Raw genomic sequence first — 15,429 nt, forward strand, 5'->3', positions numbered from 1 at the left:
TTCCTGGATGGTTTGACCAGGGGTGAATAGTCCGCTGAATTCTTCGCGGGTCGCGTTTGCCGGCCTTCGGAGGATGTCCTGTCTGACGTGGTGAGTGCGGCGCGGACCGGTCGACCCCACTCGGGCCGGGTGGTCAAGTCCGCTCCCTTCGCCGTGTGGTTTGCGCCGGTGCCGTCCGCCGGGTTCCACATCGTTCTCCAGGGAACGTGCTGGCTTCTCCCTTCGCAGGGTGAGCCGATCGCGCTCGGACCGGGTGACGTGGCGTTCCTGCCGCGCGGATCCGCACACGGGCTGGCCGACGACCCGTCCACCCCGGCGAGCGATCCGCCCGCAACGTTCACCGGAGTCCGTGATGACCGCGCCGACGAGACGTCAGCCGAGCGGCCGCCCACGGTGGTCATGCTCTGCGGCGCCTACCTCCTGGACGGCTCCAGGCCACATCCGCTCCTGAACGACCTGCCCGAGGTCATCCACCTGCCGACACGGGTAGGGCGCCACAGGGAACTCCGCGCCGCGATCGAACTCCTCGGCGTGGAACTGGACAACGACGCCCGCCCAGGCTCCGACACGATCCTGCTCACCCTGCTGGATCTTCTCCTGCTCTACATCCTGCGCGCGTGGTTCGAACAACGGCGCCTCTCCAGCCACTCCGCCACCGGCTGGGCCGCGGCCCTGCACGACCCCGCCGTCGCCGCCGCCCTCCGCGCCATCCATGGAGACCCCAGCCGACAATGGACCGTCGAGGAGTTGGGCGCGCAGACATGCCTGTCCCGTGCCGCCTTCGCCCGGCGATTCACCCACCTGGTCGGCCAGCCACCGCTCACCTACCTGACATGGTGGCGGATGACCACCGCCGCCCGGCTCCTGCGCACCTCCGACGCCCCCGTCAACACGATCGCCCAACAGGTCGGCTACAGCTCGCAGTACACCTTCACCCATGCCTTCAAACGCCAGTACGGGTCACCGCCCGGCGGTTACCGGCGCCGCGTCGGCTGAAGCACGACACCCGCGTCGGGATCTTCGAGGTCCGGCGGCCTATGACAGTCGGTTAACGGCGTCCAAGAGGCCGCGCGAGCCCTGGAAGCCTGTTCGTGGCGAATCCAGACAGGAGAACGGGCGGGCTTCCCGGTGCTCGGGTCCGGCGGAACGACCCGTTGGCGGCACGTCATGCAGCCGAAATATGGAAACCGGGAATCCCCGGCTTCGCCGACCGTCCTCCTCTGAAGGCGTTTTTCCACCCAGCCGTCAGGAATCGGTAACACCCCGATTCGGCCGGTGGGTGGGAACGCGGGCGCCGCGACAGCCACACCCCGTCGTCGCTGGGGCCATCGCACGGCTGCCGCGCCTGCGGCGTCGCCGAGCGTGATTGGGAAGTCGTTCGATCGCCCCGCCCTGGCTGAGACGGCCCTGTCACACTTCGCCGACGACGTGACCTGACCGTTTCCGCGGGACGCGTGCTAAGTTGGCCACATGACCAATTTGGCCGATCGACCAAACTCGGCGCGAGGCGACCGGCGTCGCGAGCAGCTGGTGGAGACCGGCATCGCGCTCCTGGACGAGCAGGGGTGGCCCGGCGTCACCACGCGCGCGGTGGCCGAGCGCGCCGGAACCAACCCCGGCCTGATCCACTACCACTTCGGCGGACTGCCCGGCCTGCACGCGGCGATCTTCCGGCGGGCCACCGACCTCATCATCAACCCGCTCGTCGAGGAGTTGCTCGGCGCCGACGACGAGCGGGCCGCCCTCACCACGATCGCGACCCTGCTGCCCCGTACGGCGGGCGACGGGCCCACCCGGCTGGCCGCGGAACTGATCGTCGGAGCGACCCGCGACCCCACACTGGGCGCGGTGCTGCGCGACGAGCTACGCCAGGCCCGGGGGCGGATCGCCGAGCGCCTGAGCCGGTCGCATCCCGACTGGCCGCCCGGCCGGTCGATCGGGATCACCACCCTGGTCGTCGCCGCGATCGACGGGCTGATGCTGCACTACATGATCGACAGCGAGCTTCCCATCGGCGAGGCGCTGGCCGTGGCCGAGCAACTGCTGCCCGGGGAGGACGGATGAGGGTCCTCATCAGCGGGGGCGGGATCGCCGGGCTCACGCTGGCGTACTGGTTGCGGCACCGCGGCATCGAACCCGTCGTGGTGGAACACGCGCCACACGGTCGCCTGGGCGGGTACGGGATCGACTTCTTCGGCACCGGATACGACGTGGCCACCCGCATGAGCGTCCTCGACCGGCTGACCCCGCACCGGTTGCCGGTCGACGCGGTCGAGTTCGTCGACGCCTCAGGGCGTTCCCAGGCCAGTCTGACGCCGGAGCTGCTGGAGCGGATCATCCGGGGGCCACACCTGCCGCTGATGCACTCCACGCTGGAGGGCGCCCTGCTCGACGCCGTCGCCGCCGAGGTGGAGATCCGCTTCGGGGAGAGCCTCGCCGAGGTCCGCGACACCGGCACGGCCGTCGAGGTCGGCTTCACGGGCGGTGGCAGGGAACGGTTCGATCTGCTGGTGGGGGCCGACGGCATTCACTCGCGGACCCGGGAACTCGTCTTCGGCCATGAGGAGCGGTTCGTCCGTCACCTCGGCTGCCGCCTGGCCTCCTACCCGGTGACCGACCGCTACGGCTGGGGCCGGGTGCGCGCCCACTACACCGAGCCGGGACGTCAGGTCGTCGTCTATCCCAATGATGAGCCCGGTCGCCTGGTCACCCTGCTGTTGTTCCGCTCGTCGTACGGCGAGAGCGTTCCGCGTGAGCGGCGCCTGGACCTGCTGCGGGCGCGGTTCGACGGCGCGGGCTGGCTCACGCCGTCGTTGCTGGACGACGCCCCCGCAGGGGAGTCCATCTTCATGGACACGATGGCCCAGGTCGTGATGCCCGCCTGGCATCGTGGCCGGGTCGCCCTGGTCGGCGACGCGTGCGGCTGCATGACCATGGTCTCGGCCCAGGGCGTGTCCATGGCGATGGCCGGGGCGTACGTGCTGGCCGAAGCGCTGGCGTCCGAGCCCGGCCACGAAAGAGCCTTCGCCCGCTACCAGGCGCGGATGCGTCCCCAGGTACGGCGTCGCCAGCGCAACGCGCTGTTGTTCGCCCGGATGCTGCTGCCCGTCACCCGAGCCGGGCTGACGGCCCAGAGCCTGGCCAACCGGCTCATCACACGTCACCTGTTCGCACCCGTCCTGCGCCGGCAGTTCTGCGCGGACAGTTTCCTGCCCCCGGCCAGCGTCGAATTCGAGAGAGGCTGAATCATGGAGATCGTCAACAGGCCCGCCCCGCCGACCGGGATACGTCGCAGGCTGTGGCGGCTGCCCATCCTGCTGTACCGGGCGGGTCTGGGGGCGCTGATGGGCCACCGCGTCATGCTGCTCACCCACACCGGACGGGTCTCAGGACGTCGTCGCCAAGCCGTCATCGAGGTCGTCCATCACGACGAGCACGGCTACTTCGCCGCCTCCGGGTTCGGAGTCAAAGCCGACTGGTACCGCAACGTCATGGCCGCTCCCGAAGTGACGATCCAGGTCGGCGGCCGCGTCCTCCAGGTGACGGCCACCCCCGTCGAGACCGAGGCGGGGGCCGAGATCATGGCCCGGTACGCGCCCCGCCACCCCGCCGCGGCCCGTCGGCTCTGCAAGATCATGGGCTTCGCCGTTGACGGCAGCCAGGAGGACTACCGCGAGGTGGGCAGACGCATCCCCTTCGTCTGCTTCACTCCGCGCCGGCCCCACAGCGGCTGACCAACCGGCGACCGCCGCCGGATCAAACGCTTCACCGACCCCTCCCGAAAACGGGCGAACTCCCGCGAAATGCCTCTGGCCGATGCGTTTCGCCACTGTTACCGCCAACGTCGGAGCGTCCGGTCCGTGACGGCCACCGCTTCGGTGATCATCGAGCTGTACCCGAACGCTCGCGCCGGGGCCCACCATCGGCGCCGACCCGGCTCTGCGTGCGCTCACCGGGCCGATCTTCGATCCGCCCTCCGCCGGAGGCCTGACCGCCTGATGGGTGGCGGGCGCCGCCGCTGTCCTCGCCAGTCTGTTCGCCACCTGGCACACCCGCACCGAGAAGGAGATCGGCGAGCCGATCAGTGCCGGGACGGTCGGCCGTCACGCGCCTCCGGCGGCCGCCGTACTCGTGGCCGGTGCGGCGAACCTCGCCGTCGCCTTGCTCGGCGCGCTCGGTCTGGCCGTGCGGGGACCGCCCGTCTCCGGGGCGCCGACCTCTTCGACCGCTCGCCGGCGGGGACGGGCTGGGTGTTCACCGTGCTCGCGGCGCTGATCGAGACGGCCCGCGCCGCAACGCCATCGCCGTCCCCGGTCCGGCCTTCCTCCTGCGGGCGGTGCCCTCCCTGGGACCGCGGTGCATCCTTTTGTCGGCGCCGCCCGCCCGCAAGTCCCCGAGGAATCGGCGTCCGGCCCGTACGGCGGAGCGAGTGGGCAAACGACGGCTGTCCTCCAGACCGGGCAGGGGCAGCCCGCCCCGAGATCGCCTCCCACGCGGCTCGCAAAGTTCGCGAAAGCCGGTGTCTCCTGACTGGTGGCTTCGGCATCCGTAACGGCGGTACCGGATGGCGGGAATGGCAGGCATGCCGTTCCTTCCGCGCCGTCGTCCTTCCCGCCGGCAGGCCGTCACACTCCCGCCACTGCGCACTCCCCGGTCGGCCCTCTGGTGGGTTGCCTGCGTGGCCGTGCTGGTGACCGTCGCGGTCGCCGCCACGCTGTGGTGGCTCCTGGCCGACCCGGCCGCGACCGTTCCCATCTCGAACCCCAGCACCGGTGGATCGGGGAACGCGCGAGGAGAGGTGCTACGCACCGCACTGGCCGCCGGGGCCGCCGTCGGGGCGGCGGTCACGCTGGTGCTGGCCTTCCGCCGCCAGCACCACCAGGAGGTCACCGCCGCGCATACCACCCACGATGCCGTCGAGCGCCGGGTGACCGACCTGTATACGAAGGCGGTCGAGCAGCTCGGTCATGAGGCGTCCGCGGTACGGCTGGGCGGCCTGTACGCACTGGAACGCCTGGCGCAGGACAACCCCGGCCACCGGCAGACCATCGTCAACGTCATCTGCGCCTACCTGCGCGTGCCCTGGGTGTCACCCGACGATGCCCAGCAGGACCTGGCGCCGGCTGTCCCGCGCGCGGCCATCGCCGGGGCCTCCACCCCCGCCACTGGCGCAACCCGCACGAGGAACTCCAGGTCCGCCTCACCGCCCAGCGCATTCTGGGTGAGCACTTACGCGACGACCGCACACCGGATAAACGCACCGCCGAACCGGCCGGCCCCCAGTTCTGGGAAGGCATATGCATCGACTTGACCGGCGTCACCCTCACTAGCCTGAACTTCCGCAACTGCCACGTCACGGAGGCCGACTTCAGCAACGTAACCTTCGCCGGGCGTGCAACATTCTTCCGAGCGACCTTCATCGAGGTCGCCTGGTTCGTTGGAGCAACTTTCACCGGGAGCGCTGAGTTCACCAGGGTGACCTTCACCCAGGCCGCCTTGTTCTTTGGGGCTACCTTCACCAAGAGAATCGGGTTCCATGAGACGACCTTCGCTGAGAACGCCCGGTTTGATGAAGTGACCTTCATTGAAGGTGTTGATTTCGTCGACGCGACGGCTGTTCCTATGGATGATCATGTGTGGCCGGATGGATGGCACCTGGAGATGACGTCCGACGGTAGGGGTTACCTGGTCGCAGACGACGCGAGCGAGAAAGCTTGACAATCCTCCCTGCGTTCGCGCATCAGGTGGTGAGTCCTTACCAGTCGACGGCGACGCGTGGCCAGGCTGAGGGTGTGGTCGACGGCGGTGTGGGAGACCGGGAAACCGGTGACTGCGGTGGCGGAACCGGCTGGACGCAGCTGGGGACTGCAGGGTGTTCACCGGTCTTCCTGCCCACTGTGCTCGGCTGATCCGCGGGTGTCCCAGGATCTGGCGTAGGTGTGTGAACCGTCATCGGGGGTGTCGTCGGGTGGGCGGGTACCAACCTGTCGCACAACGACACAGGCGGTGTAGAGGTGCGGGTCTCGTTGGATCATCGTGGCCTTGCCGTTGACGATGCAGACTTCGGCGTCGTCTCCGAAGAACTCCCAGCCGCGGCTGAGCGCCTCGTGGGCCAGATCCTCCAGGCTGTCTCCGGCAACGGTGACCCGCAGGGTGATCGGGGAGGGCGACTCACTCATGACTGTCGTTTCCGGCTGAACTCAGAAGGAAGATCACAAAGATCACCCTAGCTCTTGAGAAGGCGCATTATCAGGAGCCAGACAACCGGGCCGACACCAACCGACACGCTCAGACGTGTCCTGGCTCAGTCGAACTGGCACCGACTCAATAGAAGTGGTGCGGAAGGCGGTGAACGTGGCGCGCGGCTCAGCGAAGGTGGCACATCGCCATGTGGCGCCGTCTCGTCTCGCGTTCGAGAGTTCCGTGCGTGCCACTTCCACTGAGCCGATCAGCCCCTACGAACGGTTCAGTGGAAGTGGCGAACCACAGGCCAGAGCCTCGCGTCTGCGCCGCTCTCGCTGAGTCAGGACAAGACGTGTCCTGACTCAGTCGACTGGCGCCGATCCAGTAGAAGAAGTGGTGCAGAAGATGGTGAACAAGGAACTGCTTGGCCGCGCCCCCATCTCCATCACTGCTGGCATCCACGCTCATGTCTGGCTTCAACGCAACACCATCGAAAAAATAGCAGGTGCGCTCGCCGATAGCCCCGGATACCCGCAAGATCAAGACAATCCCGCCTCTCGGCGAGAATTTATCGGATTGGGAGCGAAGGGTGATCAGGGCTGAAGCATCAGCGGAAAGTGGATCCTCGTTCCAGTCTCCAGAACGGTATGTTCCTGGAAGCCATGACCTCTCTCAGATCCTCGACTCCATTCCGGGCCGCGAAGTCAAGCTCTTCGGGATAAACGGGTATCGCCATTAAGAACTCAACGTGTCTTCCATCGGCCATGGACGCGGCCGGCAAAAAATCCCCAAGAGGGGCGACCACGAGGAATCCGCTCATTTCAGAATCGTCCACCAGATTTTCTGAGAGACGAATAATATGTCCTGAGTCTAGTCTTCTCCCGGTGAAGCTGGAGTAACCACCCAGCCTGGCCAAGGGTTCGGCAATGTCGTCTCGCTCCGGAGCAAGGCCCACGAAGAACTCTTGGCGGTGAAGTAGATCGCCTCCGGGGATCGAATGGTCGCTCGCTCCCAGCGTCGCATAAATGTTAACTCCATCGGTTACAGGAGAGGGGTCCCACTTCAGGATGTCAACCCTGAATTTTCCTTTAGCGAATGACGCCTCACGAACGGGATCCCCCAGCTTGTCCGAATAATAATCACGGACGCTTTCATAATGATTCACGGACTACCCCCAAATGGCCACCACTGGCCCGACGGCCACGCTGACGGCCACCATTGTCCCGACCCCTCACCGAGAGGCTTATCCTGCTTGCTGGAATTGCATGGCTTACATGCACCGGTTGTGTTGCCTGGACGATTCACCCGCTTAGAGCGAGTATCCCTGTCGTTAAGCCATCCGCCAGAATCCCAGTCCCTCTTCTGTGGGTCGACATGCTCGAATTCGGTGGACGGACCCTGTCCACAGTACGGACACACGGGAGCCTTCGAAATGGCGTCACTTCTAACCCTCACAGTGGGCCGCTTATAGAAGCGACGCTCATAATCAGGGTTCAGGCCCTTTTCGCAGATGCCGAAGGCATCGTCGTTGTGGACAAGAACCGCCCGGCTGCCTGCCAGGACATGATAGGTGTGGAGGCCGTCAACGGTCAGGTTGTGGACGCGTTGGGTGGCGGTTCGCTTCTTGAGGGCGGTGATCTGGACGTGGGTGCCGGCTGAGGTCTGCAGCCACATCCCGGGCTGGAGGTCGGCCGCCTTCACCCAGGTCCGCAGGGACGGGATCCAGAAGGGGTGTTCGTCGGTGGCGGTGATGAGGTCGGTGGCCTTGCCGCGGTCGCCGTCGATGTCGACCGTTATGTCGACGAGGTTCTTGACCCCATCCCCGGTGATCAGGGTGACGACCGGTCTGGTGGCCGTGACGCCGGAGACGGGGTCGGTCGCCACGACCCGGTCTGCGACCTTGACGTCCTCGATCGGCTTCGTCGAGCCGTCGGCCATCAGCACCCGGGTGCCCGGCACGAAACTGTTGCCGCCGGGTCCGCAGGTCGCTCCTGTGGTGCCTGGCGGGTCCGTCATCGGCAGGTCTGGAGTCACCTGGTCCAGGACGTTGTCGACGAATTCGTCGATCGTGTTGTCGACGAATTCCTCCACGACGTCCTTGGCGCAGCTTCGCAGGCTGGAGCAGCCGTCGAAGCCGCCGAGGTCGGGGAGGTCGACCCCTGTGAAGCGTGCGGACTCTTCGAAGGCCTCTGTGGCGAGGTCCAGTTTGGTGGTGTTGTGAGTCGGGCCCTTTGCACCCGACCCCGAACCCTTTCCTGTTCCTGGACGCGCGGTCTTGCCGGTGCCTGAACGGGTCGTCTTGCTCGAACCCGATCGGGTTGTCTTGGTGGAGCCGGCTCGTGTTGTCTTGCCCGAACCCGGACGGGTCGACTTGCTTGAGCTTGGCCGCGTCGTCTTGCTGGTGCCCGGGCGGGTTGTCTTGCCCGTACCGGGCCGCGCTGTCTTGCTCGTGCTGGGACGGGCCGTTTTGCCGGTGCCCGGGCGTGCCGTTTTGCTGGTGCTTGGACGGGCGGTCTTGCCTGTGCCGGACGAGCCTTTTCTTCCTCCGCCACCCTTCGCTGACGCCTGTGGTTTGCTCGTCTGTGGCTTGGATACCTGCGGCCTTGCCGGTTGCGGCTTCGCCGGTGCCTTGGCCGCCGGAACCTTGGGAGAGGCGGGTTTGATCGCCGGAGGTTTGAGCTTCGGCTTGACCTTGGCGGCCGCCCCTATCACGCGCGGGAGCGCCCGGGCCGCCACCCGGACCGTTGCCCGGATCACGATCGGGGCCAGCACCCGGACCGCGACGATCAGCAGCGGGATGCAGATCGGGCAGTGTCCGCTGGGGTCGGTGTTGGCCAGCGGGTTGGCGTTGCCGTAGGTGTAGCGGTTGAGATTGATCGACGGATACGGCGACAGCGTCCAGTCGTCGCGGGAGGCGAACCCGCCTGTGCCCGGCATGTACCAGCGGGCGTGCATGTTGACCTTGCCGGTGGCCGGGTCGGTGTACTCGCCCTGATAGCCGAGTGCACGCTGGGTTCCGGTTCTCGCGACCACCTCGCCGAACGGGCTGTAGGAGGCCGAGTCGACCAGGCCGGTACCGGAGAAGGTGGCGACCACGTCGTCGTGCAGGTCGCTCATCACTCCCAGCCGCTGGCCGCCCTCCTCGATGCCCAGCAGGTCTCCCGACGGGCCGCGGCCGTATCGCGACTTGACCGTGCCAGCGCCGTCGGTGATGGCCACGATGTCGTTGGCCATGCCCGAGTAGACGAACCGCTGGTCGTCGTTCGCCTGGTTACGGGAGACCACCCGGCCCAGCGCGTCATAGCCGTAGGTGACGTCCCCGTCGGAGATCAGCTGATCGTAGGCGTCAAACGTCAGGTTCTTGGTGGCGCCCGCGGTCGTCTCGCTGGCGAGGGTGCCGCGCGGGGTGTAGGTGTAGTCGGTTCCGCCCCCGGAGACCAGCCGGTTGCGCTCGTCGTAGGTGAAGGTCTTGTCACCCGCCGACGTGCGGTTACCTGCGGCGTCCCAGGTGTAGGAGGTGGTGTTGCCGTTGGGCGCCTTCCACGAGGTGAGTCGGCCAAGCTGGTCATAGCCGTAGGTGTTCGTGCCCGCTCCGGCGGTACCTTCGGTGGTCTTGGAGACGAGGTCGTCGTCCCGGTTCCACTCATAGACGATCTTCGCCAGCTGGGTGCCCGCTGAGTTCTTCAGCGTGTGCGAGGTCAGCCGGTCCATGGCGTCGTAGCCGAACCCCTGGGTGGTGGTGGGGGTGGCCGAGGTGAGCGTGGTCAGCCGGTCGGCCCCGTCGTAGCCGTAGGTGAACGACCGGGCGGAGACCGGGTCGGCGGCCGTGGTCAGGCGTTCGCCCTTGTCCCAGCCGAACGTGGCCGTGCCGGAGGCGTCGGCGCGCTGCACCGGGTTGCCTGCCGCGTCATAGCCGAATGTCGCGATCTGGTTCGACGCCTTGCTGACCTTGGTGAGCAGGCCACGGTCGTTGTATTCCAGCGTGTAGTCGCCGATGGCCGTCTGACGGTCGGCGGCGTCGTAGCCGAAGGTTCGATCCGGCGTCGTCACCGCCGCACCGGTACCGGTCTGCTTGGTCAGCCGGCCCAGCGCGTCGTACTGCCGGTCGACCCGGATTCCTCCCGGCTGCTGGACCGAGACGAGCTCGCCCGCCACGTCGTAGACGTTGGTCCAGGTTCGATCCACCGCCGCCGGGTGCGCCTGGGTGGACGGTTCGATCACCGACTCGACCAGACCCCAGCTGTTGTAGGTCGTCCACACGGTGTTGCCGCGCCCGTCGGTGGTGCGGGTCAGCGCGCCGGTGGCGTCGTAGCCGTAGGTCGTGGTGATCGTCGTGTTCGCGGCGACCGGCTCGACCAGCTCGACCAGCTCACCGAGCGCGTCATAGCGCATCGTCGTGACACGACCCTCGCCGGAGGTGGTGCGCACCTGGTTGCCCGCCGCGTCATAGCCGAAGGTGGTCGAGCGCAGGGTGGAACCGTTGCCGCCCAGGTCCTTGGCCTCGATCTGCCAGCCCGCCAGGTCGTATTCGACGGCGCTGGCATTACCGAGCGGATCGGTGCTCTTGGTCGTACGGCCCGCCAGGTCGTAGGCCGTCGTGGTGACGTTGCCCAGCGGGTCGGTCTGCGACGTCACCTCGCCCGCGGCGTTGAGCCCGTACAGACTGATCTTGTCGCCGGGGGCGACAGCCTTGGTCAGGTCGTCGGCGTCGTTGTACTCCGTCCGGGTGGTCAGCGCCACGGGGGTGGGCCTGCGTTCGATCACCGTGCGGGTGATCTGGCGCCCCAGATCGTCGTAGGTCGCCTCGGTACGGGCACCCGTGGGGTCGGTCTCGGCCAGTTGCTCACCGAGGAGGTCATACTCCAGGGTCCGCTGCCCGCCGGGGGCCGGATCGGTGAACCGGACGGGGTTGCCGAACGCGTCGTATTCGGCCGTGCGGACCGTGCCACGCTCATCGGTGACGCTGGTCTGCCTGCCCGCCGCGTCGTAGGCGTAGCTGACCTTCGGTACCAGCGTCTGCCCACCGGGCTGGGTGTAGGACGGCGCGGTCACCGATGTGACCCGGCCCACCTTGTCGAAGGCGGTAACCACCGTGCCGCCCTCGGGGTCCACGGAATGGGTCTGGCGGCCCGCGCTGTCGTAACCGCTCCTGGTGGCGGGCCTGGCGGTCGTGACCGTCCCGTTCTTCTCCACCCTCACCTGCGGATAGCGGGCCTCGACGAGCTGTCCGGCCAGGTCGTAACGGTAGGTGGTGGTGAAGTCGGCCGGATCGGCTCCGCTCACGTGTCCACGCGGGTCGACCACGGCCGTGACCAGGCCCCGCTCGTCCACCGTCCGGGTCGTGATGATGTCGTCGGCGCCGTTCTTCACCGTGCGATGGGTGAGGATGTCGTCGGAGTTGTAGGAGAACTCCGTCGCCTCCTGCCGAGTGCTTCCCGCCCCGGTGAGGGTGGTCTTGACGACGTTGTCGTTGGCGTCGTAGACGTAGGCCGTCTTACGGGCCAGCCCGCTCGGGTCGAAGGTCTCCGACGTCACCCGGCCCGCGGCGTCGTAGACGTAGTCGGTGCGTTCCCTGCCGCCCGAGTCCAAGACCGAGACGAGGTTTCCGGCCGCGTCGTAGCTGTTGGACTCCAGCACCACGTCCCGCGGGGTGGTGGAACCGTTGAGTTTGACGTCGTCGGCGATGACCTGTGCGGGCAGGTCGTCGGTGAAATAGGTCTGGGTCAGCTTGCGGCCCATCGCGTCCACCGTGGCCGCCAAGCGTCCCGCCGGGTCGTAGGCATAGGACTCCAGCACCTTGTCCTGCGGCGCCTGCGGGCTGACCGGGCTTCCCGTCCAGTTCTTCAAAGTACGGGAGGCCAGCTCACCCCGGACGGTGTAGCCGTACTGGAAGAGATTGCCGACCTCGTCGGTCACACTGGTCCGTGCTCCGACCTCGTCCCAGGTGTAACGGACAACCGCGCCCTCCGGGCCGGTCACCGACGCGGCACGGCCGTGGTCGTCGTAGGTGTAGGTGGTCTTACGCTCGGGGTCTCCGCCGGTCAGGTCCACCACCGTGTCGCTGAGGCTGTTGCCGTCGGCGTCGTAGGTGTACCGCGTCTGCGCGGTGTGGGTGACATCGGTGACCTCGTTCTTGACCCCCGGACCGGTGTGGGTGGCCAGGCGGCCCGCCGCGTCGTAGGTGAAGGTCGTCGCCACCCCGTTCGGGTTCGCCGTGGAGACCTCGGTCCGCGAGGTGATCCGGCCCAGCGCGTCACGCTGATATTTGACGACCAGCCCCGAGGCGTCAGTCTGCTCGGCCAGGTCCCCGGCCGCGGTGTAGCGGTAGGTCGTCTCGTTGTTCCTGGCGTCCTTCTCCGACTTCACCAGCCCGGCCGGTGTGTCACCACCACCGACCGCGGACTCGGTGCCGTCGGTGTAGGTGTAGGTCACCGAGCGACCATTGGGGAAGTCTGGGGTGGCCGGGGTGGTCACCTTGGCCGGCTCACCGTAGGTGGTGTACTCGGAGGTGGTGGCGTAGGTGTTGTCACTGCCGCTGGTCGAGCGGGCGTCCCGGTCGGTGATCACTTGGTCGTTGCGTGGGTCGAACTCGTCACTCGTGTTGCGGTAGTAGGAGCGGTAGGCGGTCTGGCAGTTTCCTACTGCCCGGCAGGTCGTGGCCGCGGTGACGTTGCCTCGGGCGTCGTTGGCCTGTTTGACGGTGTTGCCGTTGGGGTCGGTGATCTTGGCCAGGAACCCGCCGGTGTCGTACTCGTAGGCGGTGATCTTGCCGAGCTGGTCCTTCCGGCTCACCAGACGGTCGCCGCGCCAGGCGTCGTGGGTGTAGTTGAGGGTGTTGTTCTTGGGGTCGGTCACGGTGATCGTGGACAGGCCGTCGCCGTCGACGTGGTCCGCCTCGCCCAGGGTCCAGGTGCCGCCGTTCTGGTCGGTGTGTGTGGCGACCCGGTCGGTGGTCGTGCTGTAGGTGGTCGACATCCACACCCGGCCGGAGGGCAGCGTGACCTTGTTCAGTTTGGAGGACTCTTCGGCGCGGGCGTTGTAGTGCGCGCTGACCTGCTGAGGGGTCAGTGCGTGGTCGTAGACGGCGAACTCGTCGATGAGGCCCTTGAAGCCGAATTCGGCCGGATTGGGCCGTCCGGCCGGGGAGCCGGGAAGGGAGGAGTCCGCGGCGCCGCTTCCGATCATCGCGGTGGGAAACCAGGTCCCGGTGTCCACGCCGTCGTTGAGCGTGCCCGCGGCCGCGCCGTCCACGTACAGCTTGGTGGTGTCGTCGGCGGCGGTGATGACGGCGTGGTGCCACTGGCCGTCGTTGACCGTCTGCGTGGAGGTGATCGGCGTTCCCCCGAACCAGGCGTTCAGTTGTCCGCGCAGCTTGCCGTCGACGCCCACATACAGGCCGGGAACGTTGATGCCCGAATCAAATGGGTTCCAGGAGTTGGATCCGGCCCAGAACAGGAATCCCGAGTCGGTGGTCTTGAACCAGGATTCGACCGACATGCTGGTGCCCAGTTGGGGCAGCAGTTCGGGCTGTTCCATCCCGGAGGAGGTGCCGCTGCCCTGGAAGTTGGCCGAGGCGTTGGAGGTGCCGCTCAGTGCGCCGGGTTTGCCGGTCTGGACGCCTGCGGGGAGGTTGGCGCAGCCGACCATGTCGGCTTCGTCGGGGAAGCAGGTGTACGGTCCGCCTTCTCCGCCGGATCCGGACAGGGTGTTGCCCATCCGCCAGTAGCCGACGGGCAGATCGTCGAGCACGACGTCCTTGTAGCGGGAGCCGGTCGTGTAACCGTAGGTGGTGCAGTTGGGGGCGGCCAGCGGGGAGCAGACCTGGGCGAGGCGCTGTCCGTCGTAGGTGTAGGTCCAGGTGAGCGGCTGGCCGTCCACCGGGTCGGTGGCCACCGACGCGACGTGGTCGCCGCTCCAGGTGAAGGACAGGGAGCGGCCGCCCGTCGCGGTGACCTGCGTCAGTTTGCCGCCGGTGTCGTAGGTGAGGTCCTGGGTACGGCCGCGCTGGTCGGTCACCTTCGTCAGACGGCCTTGGGCGTCGAAGAGGTAGGAGGTGGAGGACTTGTCCATCAGCTTCCAGCCGCCTGCGGTGACCGTGGCCAGGGTGGCGTGGATTCCGGGAGGGGGCTGGAAGAAGACGGGGCTTCCCGCGGCGGCTGCCTTGGCGGCGAAGCGCAGTTTGCGGCCGTCAGGGTAGGTCACCATGAGGGTCTGCGGGGTGCCGCCCTGGGGTTGGATCTTCATGTCGTAGCGGGTCGACCACCCGGCGCCGAAGATTCCGTCGAGGCGTCCGTCGAGGCTGTTGTAGGAACGCACGATCGACAGCGGCGGCCCGGGGGTGGCGACGGTGGCGTCGGTGAAGGCGGTGGTGTAGTTCCCGGCCAGCTGGTGGAACTCCTGGCCGTTGACGCCTCGGGTCGCCAGCTGTGAACCGATGACGGGCTGCCGGACTCCGGTGACGAAGACTAGGTTGCTGAGTGTGTTCGCCTCGCCGGTTACGGTGTCTTGTACCGAGGCGCTCCAGGTGTAGGCCTTGCCCCACTGCAGCACTCCGGCGGGCACCCTCCATCCCGCCTCGATCCAGCTGCGCCATCCGGAGTCGGCGCAGCCGGTGCTGCTGCCCGCCGGGCAGACCTTGTAGCGGTACTCGTCATTGCCGCCTCCTGCGTTAGACCCCGCGGCATTGGCGCGCAGGTACGGCGTCAGCGTGTCCACCTGCTCATTGCTCTTGGGGAAGTAGGTCGCGATCCATGGGCTGTACAGCGTCAGCGTGTTACGGCCCTTGGGCAGGAGAACCCCCGAACCGGGCCTTTTGGGCGACGTCCACGTGGCCTTCGGTTCGCTGCGGGTATCAAGCGGCAACGCCCCCTTGGGGAGCTTCGGCTCCGAGGCTGAAGCCTTCGCCGTACCCGCACCGCTTTGCGACTGGGTGGCCTTCGTGTCCACGAAGTGCGAAAGCCCGGCGGCCGACCCCTGCATCTGCTTCGGCGTCTCCACCACCCGTCGCGCAACAGGCGCCGTCTGCCCCGCGTATACGGGTTGAGCAGGTAACTGCATCAAGCCGGGAAAAGAAGCAAGCAGTACAAGGGAGACAAAGCGAACCGAATTGGGCCATGACAAAGTACGGCGCATACGCCGTCACCCTCCGGACCATCAATAGGCAGCCCAACAACCCGCCCCATCAGGTCCCAAGCTCGCATAAGGGACAAGGTTGGCGGTTCAGAGCATGCGTCTCGTTAGACCATC

Annotated in this window: 11 protein-coding genes; 8 read left to right on the forward strand and 3 right to left on the reverse strand. The window is 67.2% G+C overall.

Annotated features, from left to right (window positions below; translation table 11 throughout):
* The first annotated feature begins 78 nt into the window (after window positions 1–78).
* The 7 genes from ACIBVQ_RS33260 to ACIBVQ_RS33290 all read left to right on the forward strand — a co-directional run bounded on the left by ACIBVQ_RS33260 (window position 79) and on the right by ACIBVQ_RS33290 (window position 5,718).
* Complete coding sequence (locus ACIBVQ_RS33260) at window positions 79–996, forward strand: AraC family transcriptional regulator (protein WP_399182498.1); 918 nt, start codon at window positions 79–81, stop codon at window positions 994–996.
* Window positions 997–1,470: 474 nt separating this feature from the next.
* Window positions 1,471–2,064, forward strand: a complete 594-nt coding sequence (locus ACIBVQ_RS33265; RefSeq protein ID WP_362785303.1) for a TetR/AcrR family transcriptional regulator — start codon at window positions 1,471–1,473, stop codon at window positions 2,062–2,064.
* Window positions 2,061–3,245, forward strand: coding sequence for an FAD-dependent monooxygenase (locus ACIBVQ_RS33270; RefSeq protein WP_399182345.1), 1,185 nt, complete (start codon window positions 2,061–2,063; stop codon window positions 3,243–3,245). Before ACIBVQ_RS33265 ends, ACIBVQ_RS33270 begins: the two co-directional genes overlap by 4 nt.
* Before the next feature lie 3 nt (window positions 3,246–3,248).
* Window positions 3,249–3,734: a nitroreductase family deazaflavin-dependent oxidoreductase gene (locus ACIBVQ_RS33275; RefSeq protein ID WP_399182347.1), complete on the forward strand. Its 486-nt coding sequence runs from the start codon at window positions 3,249–3,251 to the stop codon at window positions 3,732–3,734.
* A gap of 268 nt (window positions 3,735–4,002) precedes the next feature.
* Window positions 4,003–4,275, forward strand: coding sequence for a hypothetical protein (locus ACIBVQ_RS33280; protein WP_399182349.1), 273 nt, complete (start codon window positions 4,003–4,005; stop codon window positions 4,273–4,275).
* A gap of 307 nt (window positions 4,276–4,582) precedes the next feature.
* The gene (locus tag ACIBVQ_RS33285; protein WP_399182351.1) at window positions 4,583–5,311 is read left to right on the forward strand and encodes a hypothetical protein; all 729 of its coding nucleotides are present in this window, start codon (window positions 4,583–4,585) and stop codon (window positions 5,309–5,311) included.
* Window positions 5,308–5,718, forward strand: a complete 411-nt coding sequence (locus tag ACIBVQ_RS33290; protein WP_399182353.1) for a pentapeptide repeat-containing protein — start codon at window positions 5,308–5,310, stop codon at window positions 5,716–5,718. The genes ACIBVQ_RS33285 and ACIBVQ_RS33290 overlap by 4 nt, the downstream gene beginning before the upstream one ends.
* 158 nt (window positions 5,719–5,876) lie before the next feature.
* Here the strand turns inward: ACIBVQ_RS33290 and ACIBVQ_RS33295 are convergent, their stop codons facing one another.
* Window positions 5,877–6,179, reverse strand: a complete 303-nt coding sequence (locus ACIBVQ_RS33295; RefSeq protein ID WP_399182355.1) for a hypothetical protein — start codon at window positions 6,177–6,179, stop codon at window positions 5,877–5,879.
* Window positions 6,180–6,576: 397 nt separating this feature from the next.
* Between ACIBVQ_RS33295 and ACIBVQ_RS33300 the strand changes: the two genes are divergently transcribed.
* A complete protein-coding gene (locus ACIBVQ_RS33300) occupies window positions 6,577–6,786 on the forward strand; it encodes a hypothetical protein (protein WP_399182357.1) in 210 nt (69 codons plus the stop codon).
* A gap of 4 nt (window positions 6,787–6,790) precedes the next feature.
* Here ACIBVQ_RS33300 and ACIBVQ_RS33305 read toward each other — a convergent pair whose 3' ends face one another.
* A complete protein-coding gene (locus ACIBVQ_RS33305) occupies window positions 6,791–7,348 on the reverse strand; it encodes a suppressor of fused domain protein (protein ID WP_399182359.1) in 558 nt (185 codons plus the stop codon).
* The gene (locus ACIBVQ_RS33310) at window positions 7,345–15,180 is read right to left on the reverse strand and encodes a polymorphic toxin-type HINT domain-containing protein (protein ID WP_399182361.1); all 7,836 of its coding nucleotides are present in this window, start codon (window positions 15,178–15,180) and stop codon (window positions 7,345–7,347) included. Before ACIBVQ_RS33310 ends, ACIBVQ_RS33305 begins: the two co-directional genes overlap by 4 nt.
* Window positions 15,181–15,429: the final 249 nt, after the last annotated feature.

This window comes from Streptosporangium sp. NPDC049376, from assembly GCF_044466505.1.
Taxonomy (GTDB): domain Bacteria; phylum Actinomycetota; class Actinomycetes; order Streptosporangiales; family Streptosporangiaceae; genus Streptosporangium.

Bases quoted from the DNA above. Each gene is read 5' to 3' on its own strand.
- ACIBVQ_RS33285 (WP_399182351.1), top strand. From the start codon at position 4,583: ATGCCGTTCCTTCCGCGCCGTCGTCCTTCCCGCCGGCAGGCCGTCACA.
- ACIBVQ_RS33265 (WP_362785303.1), top strand. From the start codon at position 1,471: ATGACCAATTTGGCCGATCGACCAAACTCGGCGCGAGGCGACCGGCGT.
- ACIBVQ_RS33270 (WP_399182345.1), top strand. From the start codon at position 2,061: ATGAGGGTCCTCATCAGCGGGGGCGGGATCGCCGGGCTCACGCTGGCG.
- ACIBVQ_RS33275 (WP_399182347.1), top strand. From the start codon at position 3,249: ATGGAGATCGTCAACAGGCCCGCCCCGCCGACCGGGATACGTCGCAGG.
- ACIBVQ_RS33295 (WP_399182355.1), bottom strand. From the start codon at position 6,179: ATGAGTGAGTCGCCCTCCCCGATCACCCTGCGGGTCACCGTTGCCGGA.